The following is a 16568-nucleotide window of genomic DNA, read 5'->3' as shown; positions in this document are numbered from 1 at the left end:
TACTAATCGGCATTACTATCAGCAATGAAAATTAATTAACTGGAAGTAAAACCATGGATCTCAGTCAATACAGCGAAGACCAACTCGCGCAATTAAAGCATCAAATTGAGTCTGAATTAGAAGGCCGTGTTGAACAAAAGCGCAAACTGGCCATCGATTCTATCTTGGCCGCCGCCAACGACGCTGATATTTCACGCGAAGACATTATCAAGGCTTTAACCGGTCGCAGTAAAGGCGCAACCGGCCGCAAAGCACCGATTAAATTCCGCGATCCTGCCAATGCGGACAACACATGGAGTGGCCGTGGCCGTAAGCCGCTATGGGTTGTGGCGTATTTAGATCAGGGCCACAGCATGGAATCCCTCGCAGTCTAACGGCATAATGCCGGCTCATTAAAGGAGCCGGCATGACCGTCAGAGTTCGAATTGCACCCTCTCCAACGGGTGATCCCCATGTAGGTACTGCCTACATCGCGCTATTTAACTACGCATTTGCCAAACAGCAAGGCGGTCAGTTCGTACTGCGCATCGAAGACACCGACCAATCTCGCTCCACACCTGAATCCGAACAAGCCATTTTGGATGCCCTGCGTTGGGTCGGCTTGGACTGGGACGAAGGTCCTGACGTCGGCGGCCCGCACGGTCCGTACCGCCAAAGCGAGCGCATGGACATCTACAAAGGCTATGCCGAGCAACTGGTCGCCCAAGGCGACGCCTTTTATTGCTTCATGAGCGCCGACCAGCTCAACGCAGAACGCGAAGCGCAGTTGGCGGCGGGCGAGGCCCCGCGTTATGCCGGTGCTGGCCTTGCGTTATCGGCTGACGAGATTGCTGCACGGTTGGCGGACGGTGAATCGCATGTTATCCGGATGAAGATTCCCAGTGACGGCGTGTGTGTTTTTAATGACCGTTTGCGTGGTGACGTCGAGATCCCGTGGGATCAGGTCGACATGCAAATCTTGCTCAAGTCCGACGGCATGCCGACCTATCACCTGGCCAATGTCGTCGACGATCACCTGATGCAAATTAGCCACGTCATTCGTGGCGAAGAGTGGATCTCTTCGGCACCCAAGCACCAGCTGCTTTACCGGTATTTCGGTTGGGATATGCCCGAGCTTGTGCACATGCCGCTGCTACGCAACCCCGACAAGTCGAAGCTATCCAAGCGTAAGAACCCGACATCGGTGCTGTTTTATCAGCGCTTTGGTGTGATGGCGCCGGCGCTGCTGAATTATTTGGGGCGTATGGGGTACAGCTTTGAGGACGAGCGTGAGCAGTTCTCGCTGGATCAGATGATTGCCGAGTTCAATATCGACCGGGTGTCGTTGGGCGGGCCGGTGTTTGATGTGGACAAGTTGCTGTGGCTGAACGGTGAATGGATGCGTTCGTCGTCCCAAGCCGAGCTGGCTGATGCGATGCGCACCTGGGCTTTGAACGCAGACTTTTTTGCCCAGGTCGCACCCTTGGTGCTGCCGCGCATGCGCGCCTTCAGTGATCTGTTCAAGACCGCGTTGCCGCTGTTTAGTGGCTACCCGGACGTCGAGGCAGGGGACTTTGGCGAGGTCGACGAGCAGACCTTGGCGCAACTGCAGTTCTTGCTATGGCGCTTGGAACAGCCTGGTGGCTGGGACAAAGCGCGTGTCGAGGTCGAGATTAAGACCTTGGCCGGGCAGATGGGCATTAAGATGCGCGCCTTTATGCCGCCACTGTTTATTGCGGTCTGTGGCAGCAAAAATGCGGTCAGTGTGATGGATACCATGGCCGTGATTGGACCGGACTTGACCCGAAATCGTCTGCGTCATGCGATCGACGTGTTAGGCGGTGTCAGCAAGAAAGCAGCCAAGCGCTTAGAAAAACAATATAAGGCACTCGAAACCCTTGACGAGGGGGGCGATGCGCAATAATATGCGCGCCACCTTAAGGGGCTATAGCTCAGCTGGGAGAGCGCTACAATGGCATTGTAGAGGTCGGCGGTTCGATCCCGCCTAGCTCCACCAAATTTAAAAAACCGTCACGTGTGGCGGTTTTTTTTCGTCCCGAATTTCGGCCCCAAGGCCTGGAGTCACGATGATGCAAGATCCTATCTTTAGTCTGCACCCTCAGCTGGCAGCGGACAGCCGATTGCTGGTGTCGCTGGGCACCTCGGATTGGTTGCTGATGAACGATGCACGCTTTGTCTGGTTGGCCCAGGTGCCGCGCAGTTCTGGCGCAAAGTTGCTGGTCGACTTGGCCCCGGACATGCGCGCCGAGGTGCGCCAGGAATCGGACCGGGTGGTTACAATCCTGCAGGGGGCATTCAGCCCGGATCAAATCAATGTCGCGCAGATCGGCAATGTCGTTTCGCAGCTGCACATCCATCATGTATGCCGGTTTGCCGACGATGCGCTGTGGCCTAAGCCAATTTGGGGTCAGACCCCTGCGCAGCCCTACACCGAGGTCGAATATGAAGCGCGCCTGGCACTGCTGCGGGCGCAGTTCTAGCGCCGATCCAGCATCGGTTCAAGGCGCGCCATAATTAGCGGCTGCGCCAGTGCGACCACTAGCGTCACGGTGGCCAATGCGGCGACGTTGTTCAGGCTGCCGTCGATATTGACGGTCAAGATGATCGAGCTGGCAAACGCCGCGAGGCCACTGCAGCCGTGACGAATGCTGCCCTGTAGGGCCATGTGCGCAGCCCGTTCGTGGGCCTCGGGAACCAGCGAGCTTGCGGTATTGGCGGCGACGATGCGGGCGGCGCCGCTGACCATGAACAGCGGGAAAAATACCCAGATTGATAGCCACGGCGGGTCGCTCATAAAGCCACCGATCAGGGACATTGCAATGCACCCAAAACCAACCCAGGCAACGTAGGTCATGCGGTACCGATCCAACGCCCAGCCGGTGATTTGTTGCGCGATCAGCGTGGCGACGCCGGCGACAAAGTAGATCTCGCTCATGCGTTCGCGCGGAAAGCCAAGGTTGAATTGCATGTAGGTGGCGAAACTGGGAATCAGCAAGAATGACCCGCCGGACACGGTCGCCAGTAAGGCATAGGCGTATAACGTTTTTTTGCGCCGTATAAAGCGCCAGGTGCCCGGCCACGGGCGGCGCGGCGGAGCCGGGTTATCCGGCAGCGCAAAGCGTGTCGCCAGAGCCATCAATAGCATGACCGCGCTCAGGGCGTAGAACGGCAGTTGCCAGCCGCCAATCAGGGACAACTCCAGTCCCAGCGGTACGCCAATGATCGACGACAGGGCGAATGCGCTGCCGCTGAAGCCCATGGCGCGGCCGCGAAAGGCGGGCGGCACGGATTCGCTGATGATGGCCATGCTGATGCTGGTGGCGAGGCCACCAAAAACGCCGGCCAAGGCCCGAAAGCCGAGCAGCGCGTGAAAGCTTGGAGCCTGTGCGGCCAGGCCTTCGGCCATTGCCAAACCCAATAGAATTGAGACCATCAGTGGGCGGCGCCGAAACCGATCAAGGTAGCGGGCGCTGGCGAACGCCGTGATCGAGGCGGATAAAATGTACGCAGTTGCGACCCAGGGTACCTGGTCGACTGGGGCGCCAAAGGCCAGTGCAAAATCAGGCCCCAGCGGCATCACGATCATAAAGTCGATGATGTTGAAAAACTGCACCGCGGTGATCAGAGCAACGATGCCCCAGATTTGGCGTGTCATTCAGGTTCCAAGTGCAATGCCCGGATGGCGGGCAAAAAAAGGGACGGCCTTGGCCGTCCCTGCATTGTTGATCCGCGCTTAGCGCTTTTCAACCGGTTGGAAATCGCGCTGGTCTTCGCCGGTGTAGAGCTGGCGAGGACGGCCGATCTTGTGCGGGCTCGAGATCATTTCATGCCAATGGCTGATCCAGCCGACGGTGCGTGCGAGGGCAAAGATAACCGTGAACATGCTGGTCGGGATGCCAATCGCCTTCAAGATAATGCCGCTGTAGAAATCGACGTTCGGGAACAGTTTGCGTGACACAAAGTATTCGTCGCTCAGGGCGATTTCTTCGAGACGGCGGGCAATGCGCAACAGCGGTTCGTCTTCGACGCCCAGCTCTTTCAGCACTTCGTCGCACGACTCTTTCAAGACCGCAGCGCGCGGATCCATGTTGCGATAGACGCGGTGGCCAAAGCCCATCAGGCGGAAGGGGTCGTTCGGATCTTTGGCGCGCGCGACAAACTCGTCGATGCGGCTTTCGTCACCAATTTCATTCAGCATTTCGAGCACCGCTTCGTTGGCGCCGCCGTGTGCGGGCCCCCACAGCGTAGCAATACCGGCTGAAATGCAGGCAAAGGGGTTGGCGCCTGATGAACCAGCCAAGCGCACGGTCGAGGTTGATGCGTTTTGCTCGTGGTCCGCGTGCAAGGTGAAGATACGGTCCATCGCGCGCGCAACGGCGGGGTTCGGCTCGTACTGTTCGCACGGCGTGCCGAACATCATGTACAGAAAGTTTGAGGCGTAATTCAAGTCGTTACGCGGGTACATGAAGGGCTGGCCCAGCGAATGCTTGTAGCACATGGCCGCTAGGGTCGGCATTTTCGCGACCAGGCGGTGGGCTGCAATTTCACGGTCGCGCTCGTCACGAATGTCCATGACGTCGTGGTAGAACGCTGACAAAGCCCCAACCGCACCACACAGCATGGCCATGGGGTGTGCGTTGTGGTGGAAACCATCAAAGAAGCTGGTCAGCGACTCGTGAACCATAGTGTGGTGCTTAATGGTGTTGGTGAACTCGGCTTTTTGCTGTGCGTTGGGCAAGTAGCCGTAATACAGCAAGAAACACACTTCCAGATAGTCGCTTTTGCTGGCGAGGTCTTGGATGGTGTATCCGCGGTGCAGCAGCACACCGGCGGTGCCGTCGATGTAGGTGATTTTAGACTCTGTTGATGCCGTGGCGACGAAGCCCGGATCGAAGGTAAACATGCCAGCCTTAGCTAAGGGCGCGACGTCAAGTACGTCTGGGCCTACGGTTCCCGAATAAATGGGCAGCTCAACGGTCGTTCCGTCGGGCAATGACAGTGTTCCGAATTTTTCGGCCATGTGGTGCGGCTCCTATCCTTAACTATTGATGTTGCAGGTTTCTGGCGGGCAATTGTGCTCGTGTCGAGCGCTCACAGACCCGCTTCGTGAAGCGAATTCAAGCTGTGCAAGAATAGGGGGGTGCGCGCGCTTGTCAATTCTCCCTATTGTTACCAACGGAAGCAGTCCGCTCCTTTAGTCGTGTCGGTGGGGCGCGCAAAGCGTTGTCGCCAAAGGCCCGGCGCTGTACCCAGTAGCATTCACGCAGTTTGTTACGGTACTACCCAAATATGAAGATATTCGACTATTTGGGTATAAGAACCGGGCCTAAAGGTTTGAATATGGAATAAGCGGTACCTATACTGCGCCGGCAAATTCTTTTGTTTGTTCATCACAAATTCCGCAGGAGTGCATCCATGGCGATGACGCAAGACCGGCAGGTCAATCTGGATCTGAAAACGATTCGATTTCCGATCATGGCAATTTCTTCAATCATTCACCGGGTGACGGGCGTCATCATGTTTCTCGGCGCTTTCGTTGTTATGGCGCTATTGGGGATGTCGCTACAGGGCGAGCAAGGATTTCAAGCGGCATTGGATGCCAAGTCGAACCCGTTGGTGGCGTTTTGCTTATGGGGTTTTGTTAGCGTGTTGGGGTATCACTTTATTGCCGGTATCAAGCACTTGGCGATGGACCTTGGGCACTTTGAAACGCTCGAAAGCGCGCCCGTAGCGGCTCGCTTTACCTTGATCGCAGGCGCGGTCGTTGTCGTATTGTCGGGGGTTTGGGTATGGTAACCAAAGCAACTAACTTAGGGCGCAATGGTGTGTCGGACTGGATCATGCAGCGCGCATCTGCGGTTATTTTGGCCGCCTACACGGTTTTCGTGGTCGGCTACTTGCTGCTAAACGATGTCGATGCTGCGATGTGGCAGGGCTTGTTCTCGAGCCTGCCGATGCAGATTTTCAGTATGCTAGCGGTGCTGGCTTTTGTAGCCCATGCATGGATTGGCATGTGGACGGTGGTAACGGATTACGTCAAACCCATCCGTGTGCGTTATGCCGCTATTATGGCGATCGCATTGATTTTGTTTGCCTACCTCGTTTGGGGTGTGGCTGTTGTGTTTGGGAACTGATCCATGACTTCAAAACTACGCGAAATGAAATTTGACGCCGTCATTGTTGGTGGCGGCGGTGCGGGACTGCGGGCTTCGTTGCAGTTGGCTCAGTCCGGTTACAAGACCGCTTGTATTACCAAGGTATTTCCGACCCGTTCACACACCGTGTCGGCCCAGGGCGGTATTACCTGTGCGATCGCCAGTTCGGATCCGAACGACGATTGGCGCTGGCATATGTACGACACCGTCAAGGGGTCGGACTACATCGGCGACCAGGACGCGATCGAGTACATGTGTTCGGTCGGCCCGGAAGCGGTGTTCGAGCTTGAGCACATGGGGCTGCCGTTTAGCCGCACCGAAAATGGACGTATCTATCAGCGTCCGTTCGGCGGCCAGTCAAAAGATTTCGGTAAGGGTGGTCAGGCCGCTCGTACCTGTGCTGCGGCCGACCGTACCGGTCACGCCTTGCTGCATACGCTTTATCAAAACAACGTCAAGAACAACACCACCTTCTTGAACGAATGGTTTGCGGTTGATCTGGTTAAGAACGAAGCGGGCGCCGTGGTTGGCTTGATTGCCATGGAAATTGAAACCGGCGAGACCGTGTTTGTTAAGACCAAAGCAACGGTGTTGGCGACCGGCGGTGCAGGGCGTATCTATGCCTCGACCACCAACGCCCACATCAATACCGGCGACGGTATCGGCATGGCGCTGCGTGCGGGCGTTCCTGTCCAAGATATTGAAATGTGGCAGTTCCACCCGACCGGTATTCACGGCGCGGGCACCTTGGTCACCGAAGGGTGCCGGGGCGAAGGCGGCTACTTAATCAACAAAGACGGCGAACGCTTCATGGAGCGTTACGCGCCGAACGCCAAAGACTTGGCGGGACGTGACGTAGTGGCGCGTTCGATGATGACTGAAATCCTTGAAGGCCGTGGTGCTGGACCGGACGGTGATCACGTGTTCCTGAAGCTGGATCACTTAGGCAAAGACCTGCTGGACGAGCGCCTGCCCGGCATCTCGGAGCTGTCAAAGACTTTCGCCCACGTTGACCCAGCCGTCGCGCCGATCCCCGTCGTGCCGACCTGCCACTACATGATGGGCGGTGTGCCGACGAATATTCACGGCCAGGCCATGATTCACGACGCCAACGGCGACGATTCACTGGTCCCCGGCTTGTTTGCTTGTGGCGAAGTCGCCTGTGTGTCCGTGCACGGTGCCAACCGTTTGGGCGGCAACAGCCTGCTGGACTTGGTCGTGTTTGGTCGCGCCGCGGGTATTTACATCGAAGAGCAGCTGAGCCAGGGCCTCGAAGAGCAGCCGGTGGTTGATGCTGATATCGAGCGCGCCATGGGCCGCTTGAACAAGCTCAACGCGTCGACGTCTGGTGACGACGCCTCGGTCTTGCGCAAAGAACTGCAAAGCATCATGCAGAACTACTTCGGCGTGTTCCGTGACGGCGAGTTCATGAAAAAAGGTCGCGCTGAACTCGAAGCATTGCGCCCTCGGATCGAGAACGTCTTTTTGTCGGACAAATCAAACGCGTTCAACACGGCGCGTATTGAATCGCTGGAATTGCAGAACCTGCTGGAAGTGGCCGAAGCCACTGCCGTTGCGGCGGATCTGCGCACGGAAAGCCGTGGCGCACACAGCCGCCGCGACTTCCCCGAGCGTGACGATGAAAACTGGTTGGTTCACTCGATCTACGATCCGGCCACCAAAGAACTGCGTAAGCGACAGGTCAACTTCCAGCCCAAGGGCATGGATGCATTCCAACCTGCCGTTCGTACTTACTAAGAGGGGAATTAAAGATGTTAGTTAGCGTTTATCGTTACAACCCCGAAACGGACCGTGAGCCGTTCATGCAAGACATCGACGTCCAGTTGCCCGAAGGCAAGGACTTGATGGTGTTGGACGTGCTCAACCTGATTAAGGATCAAGACCCGTCAGTGGTGTATCGCCGTTCATGCCGTGAAGGTGTGTGTGGTTCTGACGGCATGAACATGAACGGTAAAAACGGACTGGCGTGTATCACACCGGTTAGTGAAGCGGTCAATGGCGGCGACACTCTGATCATCCGTCCGCTGCCGGGTCTGCCGGTGGTGCGTGATCTGGTGGTCGATATGAGCTTGTTCTACAGCCAGTACCAGAAGATCAAGCCGTTTTTGCAAAACGCGACGCCGACCGGTAGCCAAGAGCGCCTGCAGTCGCCAGAAGAACGTGCCAAGCTGGACGGCTTGTACGAGTGCATTTTGTGCGCGTGTTGCTCGACGTCCTGTCCGTCGTTCTGGTGGAACCCCGACAAGTTTATCGGCCCAGCCGGTCTGCTTCAGGCCTACCGCTTTTTGGCCGATAGTCGTGATACCGCAACCGAAGAGCGTCTGGCCAACTTGGACGATCCGTTCAGCGTATTTCGCTGCCGCGGTATCATGAACTGTGTGACCGTTTGCCCGAAGGGACTGAACCCGACCCGTGCAATTGGCCACATTCGTGACATGTTGTTAACACAGGCCTCGTAAGCGGCTTGTGATCAAAGCCCCGGTAACGGGGCTTTGCTGCGCGACCCGCAGCCAAACAGGTCAGCAATGGGCAAGCATTTCGGTGCAGTTTTTTTATAAAGGAAGTCGGCAATGCCGGCCTTGTTCGGGGACGAACCAGCGTGTCAAATCAGGACCGCGATATGGAGCGCTTTTCCCGGGCAAGCGGGAGAAACCCTCATGTCTAACAGCTCGTTAGAGCAACTCTGGGCGACCGGCCATTTGGCTGGTGGCAATTTGGCCTTCGTAGATGACCTATACGAGAGCTACCTATCTAATCCTTCTTCAGTGTCTGAGACCTGGCGCCAGTTTTTTGATGGCCTGCCCAGTGTTGACGGCCATATTGGCGCCGATTACTCGCACCGTACGGTGCGCGAACAGTTCGAATTGGCGGCCAAAAACTCACACCGTGCGGTTGCCCAATCGCAGGGGTCTGTTTCTTCCGAATTCGACCGCAAACAGGTCCGCGTCCAACGTTTGATGCAGGCCTACCGTACCCGCGGCCATCAAAAAGCCAAACTCGATCCGCTTGGGCTGATGGCGCGTCAGAACGTTCCGGACTTAGAGCTCGGATTTTTTGAGCTGACCAAGTCGGACCTGGACACGGTATTCAGCGTGTCTTCGAACACCATGGGTGTGAACGAGATCAAGCTGGGTGATTTGATCACCACCTTAGAGGCGACCTATTGCAACACCGTCGGCGCCGAGTTCATGCACATCGTCAACACCGAAGAACGCTTGTGGATTCAAGAGCGTATGGAAAGCGTGCGTGGTCGTCCTGAGTTCAGTGGCGAGACCAAAAAACACGTGCTCGAGCGCCTGACCGCAGCCGAGGGTATGGAAAACTACTTGGCATCGCGTTACCCCGGGGTCAAACGCTTTGGCCTTGAAGGCGGTGAAGGCATGATTCCGATGATGGATGAAATCATCCAGCGCTCGGGCAGCAAAGGCGCCAAAGAAGTCGTCATTGGCATGCCCCACCGTGGTCGTTTGAACATGCTGGTCAACATTCTGGGCAAAAACCCCAGTGACCTGTTCGACGAGTTTGACGGCAAGGCCCAGTACACCGGCCAAGGCGACGTTAAATACCATCAGGGCTTCAGCTCGAACGTGATGACCCCGGGCGGCGAATGCCACCTGGCGATGGCGTTTAACCCGTCGCACCTGGAAATCGTATCACCGGTGGTGGAAGGCAGCGTGCGCGCTCGCCAAGACCGCCGTGGTGACAGCAGCGGCGACATGGTGTTGCCGATTTCACTGCACGGTGACAGCGCATTCAGCGGCCAGGGCGTGGTGTTGGAAACCTTCCAAGCCAGCCAGACCCGCGCCTACCGCACCGGTGGCACGGTCCACATCGTGGTCAACAACCAGGTTGGATTTACCACGTCCAATCCGGCCGATACCCGCTCGACCGAGTACTGCACCGACGTTGCTAAAATGATCGATGCGCCGATTTTCCACGTCAACGGTGATGATTCGGAAGCGGTGTTGTTCGTCTCGCAGCTGGCGACCGATTACCGTTATCGCTTCAAGCGCGACGTGGTCATCGATTTGGTGTGCTACCGCCGCCGCGGTCACAACGAAGCGGACGAACCGGCCGCCACCCAGCCGTTGATGTACGAAGTCATTCGCAAGCATCCGACCACGCGCAAGCAATACGCTGACGCGCTGGTTGCCGAAGGCGTGCTGTCCCAAGCTCAGACTGACAAAATGGCGATGGACTATCGTGATGCCTTGGACAAAGGCGGGCACGTCGCTAACGCCTTGGTGTTGGAGCCCAACGAAGGGTTGTTTGTTGATTGGACGCCGTACCTGGGCCACGAGTGGACCGCGCACCACGACACCAGCTGTGACATCGACAGCTTGCGCCGTTTGGGCACCCAGATTGCACAGGTACCCGAGGGCTTCGCTCTGCAGCGTCAAGTTGGCAAGCTGTACGAGGACCGCAAAAAGATGGCCGCCGGCGCCATGCCGTGTAACTGGGGCTTCGCCGAAACCCTGGCCTACGCGACCTTGTTGGACAGCGACCACAGCATCCGCTTTACCGGTCAGGACGTCGGGCGGGGCACCTTTAGCCACCGCCACGCGACCGTGCATGACCAAAAAACTGGCGAAGCCTATACGTCGCTCCAGCACATTCGCGACGACCAGCCGTCATTTCAGCTGTACGACTCGTTCTTGTCCGAAGAAGCCGTGTTGGCATTCGAGTACGGCTACGCCACCACCGATCCCAAGTCGTTGGTGATCTGGGAAGCGCAGTTTGGTGATTTCGCCAACGGCGCTCAGGTCGTGATTGACCAGTTCATCACCTCGGGCGAAGTGAAGTGGGGCCGCTTGTGTGGTTTGACGATGCTGTTGCCGCACGGCTACGAAGGCCAGGGCCCGGAGCACTCCAGTGCTCGTTTGGAACGCTTCCTGCAATTGAGTGCCGAGCACAACATTCAGGTCTGCGTGCCATCAACACCGGCTCAGGTCTTCCATATGCTGCGTCGCCAGGCCATCCGTCCGCTGCGCAAGCCGCTGATTGTAATGTCGCCGAAGTCACTGCTGCGTAAAAAAGAAGCCGTCAGCACCCTCGAAGAATTGGCCAGCGGCCAGTTCCATCCGGTGTTGAAGGAAGTCGATACGCTGAACCCCAAAGAGGTCACCAAAGTGGTGATGTGTTCGGGCAAGGTTTATTACGACCTGTTGGCACGGCGCAACGAGTTGGGGCTGAAAGATCGTGCGATCATTCGTATTGAACAGCTCTATCCCTTCCCGCATGACGATTTGCGTGATGTGTTGGCGCCCTACACCGAAGTGGAAGAGGTGATTTGGTGCCAGGAAGAGCCCATGAACCAAGGCGCTTGGTATTCAAGCCAGCACCATATGCTGAAAGCCTTGTGGGAACACAAGCCCAACCTGTTTTTGCGTTATGCCGGTCGCGATGCGTCGGCGTCACCCGCAGCAGGTTACATGTCAGCGCACGCCGAGCAGCAAACCCGCTTGGTCAAAGATGCAATTGAAGGCTAATCGCCGCTTAGGAATTTAAGGAAATCACATGACAGATATTAATTCGCCTCAGTTCCCCGAATCGGTTGAGGAAGGTTCAGTTGCCACCTGGCACAAGCAGCCCGGTGACGCGATCGCCCGCGACGAGCTGATCGTTGACATTGAAACCGACAAAACTGTGTTGGAAGTATTGGCCACCGCCGACGGCGTGATGGGCGATATCGTCAAGAATGAAGGCGACATCGTGTTGTCTGGCGAGCTGATTGGCCGCATGGACGCCGGCGCCACCGCCGCACCCAAGGCAGCGGCGGCCGCAGCACCGGCTGCGGCGGACAGCAATAGCGACGACGAAGCCTTTGTGAACCCGGCCGCGCGTAAAATGGCTGAGGAAAACGGCTTGAACCCGCAGTCCGTGCCGGGCACAGGCAAGGGCGGCCGAATCACCAAAGAAGACGTCGTCAACTTCCTGAAAAACAAGCCGGCAGCGGCACCCGTTGCTGCGTCAGCGCCGGTCGCAGCGCCGGCACCGGTGGCCTTGGGTGCGCGCGAAGAAAAACGCGTCCCGATGACCCGTCTGCGCGCGACCATCGCCAAGCGTTTGCTGGCAGCCCAGCACGAAACCGCCATGCTGACGACCTTCAACGAAGTCAACATGAAGCCGTTGATGGAGCTGCGTAAGCAGTACAAGGACCAGTTCGAAAAGACCCATAACGGCACGCGTTTGGGCTTTATGGGCTTCTTTGTCAAAGCGGCCACCGAAGCGCTGAAACGCTTCCCGGCGGTGAATGCGTCGATCGACGGCAACGACATGGTGTACCACGGTTTCTACGACGTCGGTGTGGCGGTTTCGACCCCTAAAGGGTTGGTGGTGCCGGTGCTGCGTGATACCGATCGCATGACCATCGCCGAAGTCGAACAGGGCATCAAGGATTACGCCGTTTCGGCCCAGGGCGGCAAACTCGGCATCGAAGACATGACCGGCGGCACCTTTACCATCACCAACGGTGGTGTGTTCGGTTCGATGATGTCGACACCGATTCTGAACCCGCCGCAAACGGCGATTTTGGGCATGCACAAAACCTACGAGCGCCCGATGGCGGTCAACGGTGAGGTCGTAATTTTGCCGATGATGTACCTCGCTTTGTCGTATGATCACCGGATGATTGACGGTAAGGACGCGGTTCAGTTCTTGGTCACGATCAAGGAACTGATCGAAGACCCTGCCCGTATGCTGTTGAACGTATAAGCCTGCCTGTAACCAGATTAAAGAGACGACTATGAGCGATAAGTACGATGTGATTGTGATCGGCGCGGGCCCTGCGGGCTACGTGGCTGCCATCAAAGCGGCGCAGCTGGGTTTCAGCGTGGCGTGTATCGAAAAGTGGACCAAAAAAGACGGTCGTCCGTCATTGGGTGGCACCTGCTTGAACGTGGGCTGCATTCCCTCCAAGGCGCTGTTGGAAAGCTCGCACAAATACGAGTCGACCCAGCACGAAATGGCTGAACACGGCATCGCATTGGGCGACGTTAGCTTTGACGTGTCTAAAATGATGACGCGCAAAGACCAAGTGGTCGAACAGCTGACCGGCGGCATCGCAGGCTTGTTTAAGCATAACGGCGTCAAGCACCTGTTTGGTAAAGGCAAGCTGTTGGCCGGCAAGAAAGTCGAATTCGCCCCCCAAGACGGCGGCGCGGTTCAGATTTTGGATGCGGGCAATGTGATTTTGGCGACCGGTTCAGTGCCGGTCGAAATTCCGCCTGCACCGCTGACACCCGGCAAGATTGTTGACTCGACCGGCGCTCTCGAATTTACCGAAGTCCCCAAGCGTTTGGGTGTCATCGGCGGTGGCGTGATTGGCTTGGAGTTGGGCAGCGTTTGGAGCCGTTTGGGCGCCGACGTAGTGGTCTTTGAAGCGATGGACAAGTTCCTGGCGGTGGCCGATCAACAGATCGCCAAAGAAAGCGCCAAGATCTTTAAGAAACAGGGCTTGGACATTCGCACCAGTACGCTGGTGTCGGGCACCGAAATTAAGGGTGATGATATTCACGTGACCTTTAAAGACGGCGACGGCGAAAAGTCGGAAATCTTTGACAAGCTGATCGTCGCGGTCGGTCGCCGCCCTTACACGGATGGCTGTATCGCCAGTGACTCGGGCGTGACCATGGCGGATCGTGGTTTTGTTCACGTCGACGACTTCTGCCAAACCTCGGTGCCGGGCGTATACGCGGTCGGTGACTTGGTTCGCGGCCCGATGCTGGCCCACAAAGGCAGCGAAGAAGGCGTTATGGTCGCCGAGCGTATCGCCGGCAAGCCAGCCCAGGTCAACTACGACACCGTGCCTTCGGTGATCTACACACACCCCGAAGTCAGCTGGGTGGGTAAGACCGAAGAGGAATGCAAACAGGACGGCGTGCCTTACAAAACCGGCAGCTTCCCGTTCGCAGCCAACGGACGCGCCTTGGCCAGCAACGACTCGGCCGGCTCGGTTAAGGTCATCGCACATGCCGACACGGACCGCGTGTTGGGTGTTCACATTGTCGGACCCAATTCAGGTGACATGATCGCGCAGGCGGTGATCGCGATGGAATTCGGCTCATCCGCCGAAGACCTGGGCACCATTATGTTTGCGCACCCGACGGTGTCCGAAGCGTTGCACGAAGCTGCCTTGGCAGTGGACGGGCACGCACTGCACATCGCCAACCGCAAAAAGAAATAACGAACGCGCCTAATGCAGCATTGGCCCCCTCGGGGGCTTTTGTTTAGGCACCCATGGACGGGCGTAACTCCCCGCTGTGAACCGACGCCAAGGTGATCCCGAGGTGTCTGGGGCTCGATCCGTCGAGCGAAATTGATCCGATCAAAGAGATTAGGAAAATGAACCTTCACGAATATCAAGGTAAGCAACTCTTTCGAGAGTACGGACTGCCCGTTTCTACAGGCTACGCCTGTGACACAGTCGAAGAAGTGCTGGAAGGCGCCAAAAAAATCGGCGGCGACATGTTTGTTGTCAAAGCCCAGGTCCACGCCGGTGGCCGCGGTAAAGCGGGCGGCGTAAAGCTGGTCAAGAGCGAAGCGGAAATCCGCGAGTTCTGCGAGGCGATGATTGGCACTAACCTGGTGACCTACCAGACCGATGCAAACGGTCAGCCGGTTTCAAAAATCCTGATCGAGTCATGCACGGATATTGCCAATGAGCTGTATTTGGGCGCAGTCGTGGACCGTGGCACGCGCCGCGTTGTCTTCATGGCGTCGACCGAAGGTGGCGTTGAGATCGAGAAGGTGGCCGAAGAAACACCTGAAAAGATCTTGAAAGCTGAGATCGATCCCTTGGTTGGCGCACAGCCCTACCAAGCGCGCGAAATCGCGTTCAAGTTGGGTTTGAACCCGACTCAGCAAAAGCAGTTCGTGCACATCTTCATGGGCCTGTCGAAGCTGGTTCACGACAAAGACTTGGCGTTGTTGGAAGTTAACCCCTTGGTTATCACCGACGAAGGCAACTTGCATTGCTTGGATGCTAAGTGCGTGATCGATTCGAACGCCATGTATCGCCAGAAAGCACTTCAGGAAATGCACGATCCGTCACAGGAAGATGCACGTGAAGCGCACGCGGCTCAGTTCGAACTGAACTACGTAGCGCTGGACGGCAGCATCGGTTGCATGGTCAACGGCGCTGGATTGGCCATGGGCACCATGGACACGGTTCAGTTGCACGGCGGCAGCCCAGCTAACTTCTTGGACGTGGGCGGCGGCGCGACGAAAGAGCGTGTGGCCGAAGCCTTCAAGATCATTTTGTCCGACACCAAGGTTAAAGCCGTGTTGGTCAACATCTTCGGCGGCATCGTTCGTTGCGACATGATTGCCGAGGGCATCATTGCCGCGGTCAAAGAAGTCGGCGTTGAAGTGCCTGTGATCGTCCGTTTGGAAGGCACCAATGCCGAACAGGGCAAGGCGGTCTTGAAAGCATCAGACGTCAACATCATTGCCGGTGAAAGTCTGACTGACGCCGCGCAAAAAGCCGTAAAAGCTGCAGCAGGAGCGCTATAAATGAGTGTTTTGATCAACAAAGACACCAAGGTCATCTGCCAGGGTTTTACCGGTAAGAACGGGACCTTCCACTCCGAGCAAGCGATTGCCTACGGCACTAAAATGGTCGGTGGCGTGACGCCGGGTAAGGGCGGCACTGAACACTTGGGTTTGCCCGTGTTCAACACCGTGTCCGAGGCCGTTGCGGCAACCGATGCCGACGCGACTGTGATTTACGTGCCTGCACCTTTCGTTAAGGACTCTGTGTTCGAAGCGATCAACGCAGGTTTGAAGATCATTGTTGTTATCACCGAAGGCGTGCCGACGCTGGATATGCTGGACATTAAAGTCAAAGCAGACCAGGAAAGCGTGACCTTGATCGGACCGAACTGCCCGGGTGTAATCACACCGGGCGAGTGCAAGATCGGCATCATGCCCGGTCACATTCACTTGCCGGGCAAGATCGGTATCGTTTCGCGTTCAGGCACCCTGACCTACGAAGCGGTTAAGCAAACCACGGACCTGGGTCTTGGCCAGTCGACCTGTGTCGGCATTGGCGGTGACCCGATTCCCGGTACCAACTTCATCGACGTATTGAAGTGGTTCCAGGAAGATCCGCAGACCGAAGGCATCGTCATGATCGGCGAAATCGGTGGCACGGCTGAAGAAGAAGCAGCCGAGTACATCAAAGCCCACGTGACTAAGCCGGTCGTGTCGTACATCGCAGGTGTCACGGCACCGGCAGGTAAGCGCATGGGCCACGCAGGCGCCATCATCGCCGGCGGTAAAGGCACTGCAGCTGAAAAGTTTGCAGCGCTGGAAGCGGCAGGTGTGCACACCACCAAGAACTTGGCGGCCATTGGCGAAACCATGGTTAAAGCCTTGGGCTAGTTCATTGCA

General features: G+C 57.0%; 14 protein-coding genes and 1 tRNA gene. 13 read left to right on the top strand and 2 right to left on the bottom strand.

What is annotated here, in order from left to right; translation table 11 throughout:
- The first annotated feature begins 53 nt into the window (after window positions 1–53).
- From GH975_RS08180 to GH975_RS08165, 4 genes are all read left to right on the top strand, one after another.
- Complete coding sequence (locus GH975_RS08180) at window positions 54–374, top strand: H-NS histone family protein (RefSeq protein WP_153714052.1); 321 nt, start codon at window positions 54–56, stop codon at window positions 372–374.
- Between the two features lie 32 nt (window positions 375–406).
- Window positions 407–1903 carry a glutamate--tRNA ligase gene (gltX, locus tag GH975_RS08175; protein WP_153714051.1) on the top strand — a complete coding sequence of 499 codons (1497 nt, stop codon included), beginning with the start codon at window positions 407–409 and terminating at the stop codon, window positions 1901–1903.
- A gap of 17 nt (window positions 1904–1920) precedes the next feature.
- Window positions 1921–1996 (top strand) — tRNA-Ala (locus GH975_RS08170).
- Between the two features lie 70 nt (window positions 1997–2066).
- Entirely contained in the window at window positions 2067–2480 is a 414-nt protein-coding gene (locus GH975_RS08165) for an HIT family protein (RefSeq protein WP_153714050.1), read from the top strand.
- Here the strand turns inward: GH975_RS08165 and GH975_RS08160 are convergent.
- Both GH975_RS08160 and gltA read right to left on the bottom strand, forming a co-directional pair.
- Window positions 2477–3655: an MFS transporter gene (locus GH975_RS08160; RefSeq protein WP_153714049.1), complete on the bottom strand. Its 1179-nt coding sequence runs from the start codon at window positions 3653–3655 to the stop codon at window positions 2477–2479. The genes GH975_RS08165 and GH975_RS08160 overlap by 4 nt on opposite strands.
- A 78-nt stretch (window positions 3656–3733) precedes the next feature.
- Window positions 3734–5020, bottom strand: coding sequence for a citrate synthase (gltA, locus tag GH975_RS08155; RefSeq protein ID WP_153714048.1), 1287 nt, complete (start codon window positions 5018–5020; stop codon window positions 3734–3736).
- A 395-nt stretch (window positions 5021–5415) separates the two neighbouring features.
- On the opposite strand from gltA, the gene sdhC reads away from it, so the two are divergent.
- The 9 genes from sdhC (at window position 5416) to sucD (ending at window position 16559) form a co-directional block, all read left to right on the top strand.
- On the top strand, window positions 5416–5796 hold the full coding sequence (sdhC, locus tag GH975_RS08150) for a succinate dehydrogenase, cytochrome b556 subunit (protein WP_153714047.1): 381 nt from the start codon (window positions 5416–5418) through the stop codon (window positions 5794–5796).
- The gene (sdhD, locus tag GH975_RS08145) at window positions 5790–6134 is read left to right on the top strand and encodes a succinate dehydrogenase, hydrophobic membrane anchor protein (RefSeq protein WP_153714046.1); all 345 of its coding nucleotides are present in this window, start codon (window positions 5790–5792) and stop codon (window positions 6132–6134) included. The genes sdhC and sdhD overlap by 7 nt, the downstream gene beginning before the upstream one ends.
- A gap of 3 nt (window positions 6135–6137) precedes the next feature.
- On the top strand, window positions 6138–7913 hold the full coding sequence (sdhA, locus tag GH975_RS08140; RefSeq protein ID WP_153714045.1) for a succinate dehydrogenase flavoprotein subunit: 1776 nt from the start codon (window positions 6138–6140) through the stop codon (window positions 7911–7913).
- 14 nt (window positions 7914–7927) lie between these two features.
- Window positions 7928–8635 (top strand): succinate dehydrogenase iron-sulfur subunit, encoded by a 708-nt coding sequence (locus GH975_RS08135; protein WP_153714044.1) that lies wholly within the window; start codon window positions 7928–7930, stop codon window positions 8633–8635.
- Window positions 8636–8833: 198 nt separating this feature from the next.
- Complete coding sequence (locus GH975_RS08130; protein ID WP_153714043.1) at window positions 8834–11665, top strand: 2-oxoglutarate dehydrogenase E1 component; 2832 nt, start codon at window positions 8834–8836, stop codon at window positions 11663–11665.
- A 28-nt stretch (window positions 11666–11693) separates the two neighbouring features.
- A complete protein-coding gene (gene odhB, locus GH975_RS08125; RefSeq protein ID WP_153714042.1) occupies window positions 11694–12890 on the top strand; it encodes a 2-oxoglutarate dehydrogenase complex dihydrolipoyllysine-residue succinyltransferase in 1197 nt (398 codons plus the stop codon).
- A gap of 31 nt (window positions 12891–12921) precedes the next feature.
- A complete protein-coding gene (lpdA, locus tag GH975_RS08120) occupies window positions 12922–14361 on the top strand; it encodes a dihydrolipoyl dehydrogenase (RefSeq protein WP_153714041.1) in 1440 nt (479 codons plus the stop codon).
- 158 nt (window positions 14362–14519) lie between these two features.
- Window positions 14520–15689 carry an ADP-forming succinate--CoA ligase subunit beta gene (gene sucC / locus GH975_RS08115; RefSeq protein WP_153714040.1) on the top strand — a complete coding sequence of 390 codons (1170 nt, stop codon included), beginning with the start codon at window positions 14520–14522 and terminating at the stop codon, window positions 15687–15689.
- On the top strand, window positions 15690–16559 hold the full coding sequence (gene sucD / locus GH975_RS08110; protein ID WP_153714039.1) for a succinate--CoA ligase subunit alpha: 870 nt from the start codon (window positions 15690–15692) through the stop codon (window positions 16557–16559).
- Window positions 16560–16568 lie beyond the last annotated feature (9 nt).

The organism is Litorivicinus lipolyticus (assembly GCF_009650135.1).
In the GTDB taxonomy this organism is placed as follows: Bacteria; Pseudomonadota; Gammaproteobacteria; order Pseudomonadales; family Litorivicinaceae; genus Litorivicinus; species Litorivicinus lipolyticus.
This window is presented reverse-complemented; position numbering and strand designations above follow the sequence as displayed.

Excerpts from the sequence above, each read along its gene's own strand:
- GH975_RS08180 (WP_153714052.1), top strand. The coding sequence starts at position 54 with ATGGATCTCAGTCAATACAGCGAAGACCAACTCGCGCAATTAAAGCAT.
- gltX (WP_153714051.1), top strand. The coding sequence starts at position 407 with ATGACCGTCAGAGTTCGAATTGCACCCTCTCCAACGGGTGATCCCCAT.
- GH975_RS08165 (WP_153714050.1), top strand. The coding sequence starts at position 2,067 with ATGATGCAAGATCCTATCTTTAGTCTGCACCCTCAGCTGGCAGCGGAC.
- GH975_RS08160 (WP_153714049.1), bottom strand. The coding sequence starts at position 3,655 with ATGACACGCCAAATCTGGGGCATCGTTGCTCTGATCACCGCGGTGCAG.
- gltA (WP_153714048.1), bottom strand. The coding sequence starts at position 5,020 with ATGGCCGAAAAATTCGGAACACTGTCATTGCCCGACGGAACGACCGTT.
- sdhC (WP_153714047.1), top strand. The coding sequence starts at position 5,416 with ATGGCGATGACGCAAGACCGGCAGGTCAATCTGGATCTGAAAACGATT.
- sdhD (WP_153714046.1), top strand. The coding sequence starts at position 5,790 with ATGGTAACCAAAGCAACTAACTTAGGGCGCAATGGTGTGTCGGACTGG.
- sdhA (WP_153714045.1), top strand. The coding sequence starts at position 6,138 with ATGACTTCAAAACTACGCGAAATGAAATTTGACGCCGTCATTGTTGGT.
- GH975_RS08135 (WP_153714044.1), top strand. The coding sequence starts at position 7,928 with ATGTTAGTTAGCGTTTATCGTTACAACCCCGAAACGGACCGTGAGCCG.
- GH975_RS08130 (WP_153714043.1), top strand. The coding sequence starts at position 8,834 with ATGTCTAACAGCTCGTTAGAGCAACTCTGGGCGACCGGCCATTTGGCT.
- odhB (WP_153714042.1), top strand. The coding sequence starts at position 11,694 with ATGACAGATATTAATTCGCCTCAGTTCCCCGAATCGGTTGAGGAAGGT.
- lpdA (WP_153714041.1), top strand. The coding sequence starts at position 12,922 with ATGAGCGATAAGTACGATGTGATTGTGATCGGCGCGGGCCCTGCGGGC.
- sucC (WP_153714040.1), top strand. The coding sequence starts at position 14,520 with ATGAACCTTCACGAATATCAAGGTAAGCAACTCTTTCGAGAGTACGGA.
- sucD (WP_153714039.1), top strand. The coding sequence starts at position 15,690 with ATGAGTGTTTTGATCAACAAAGACACCAAGGTCATCTGCCAGGGTTTT.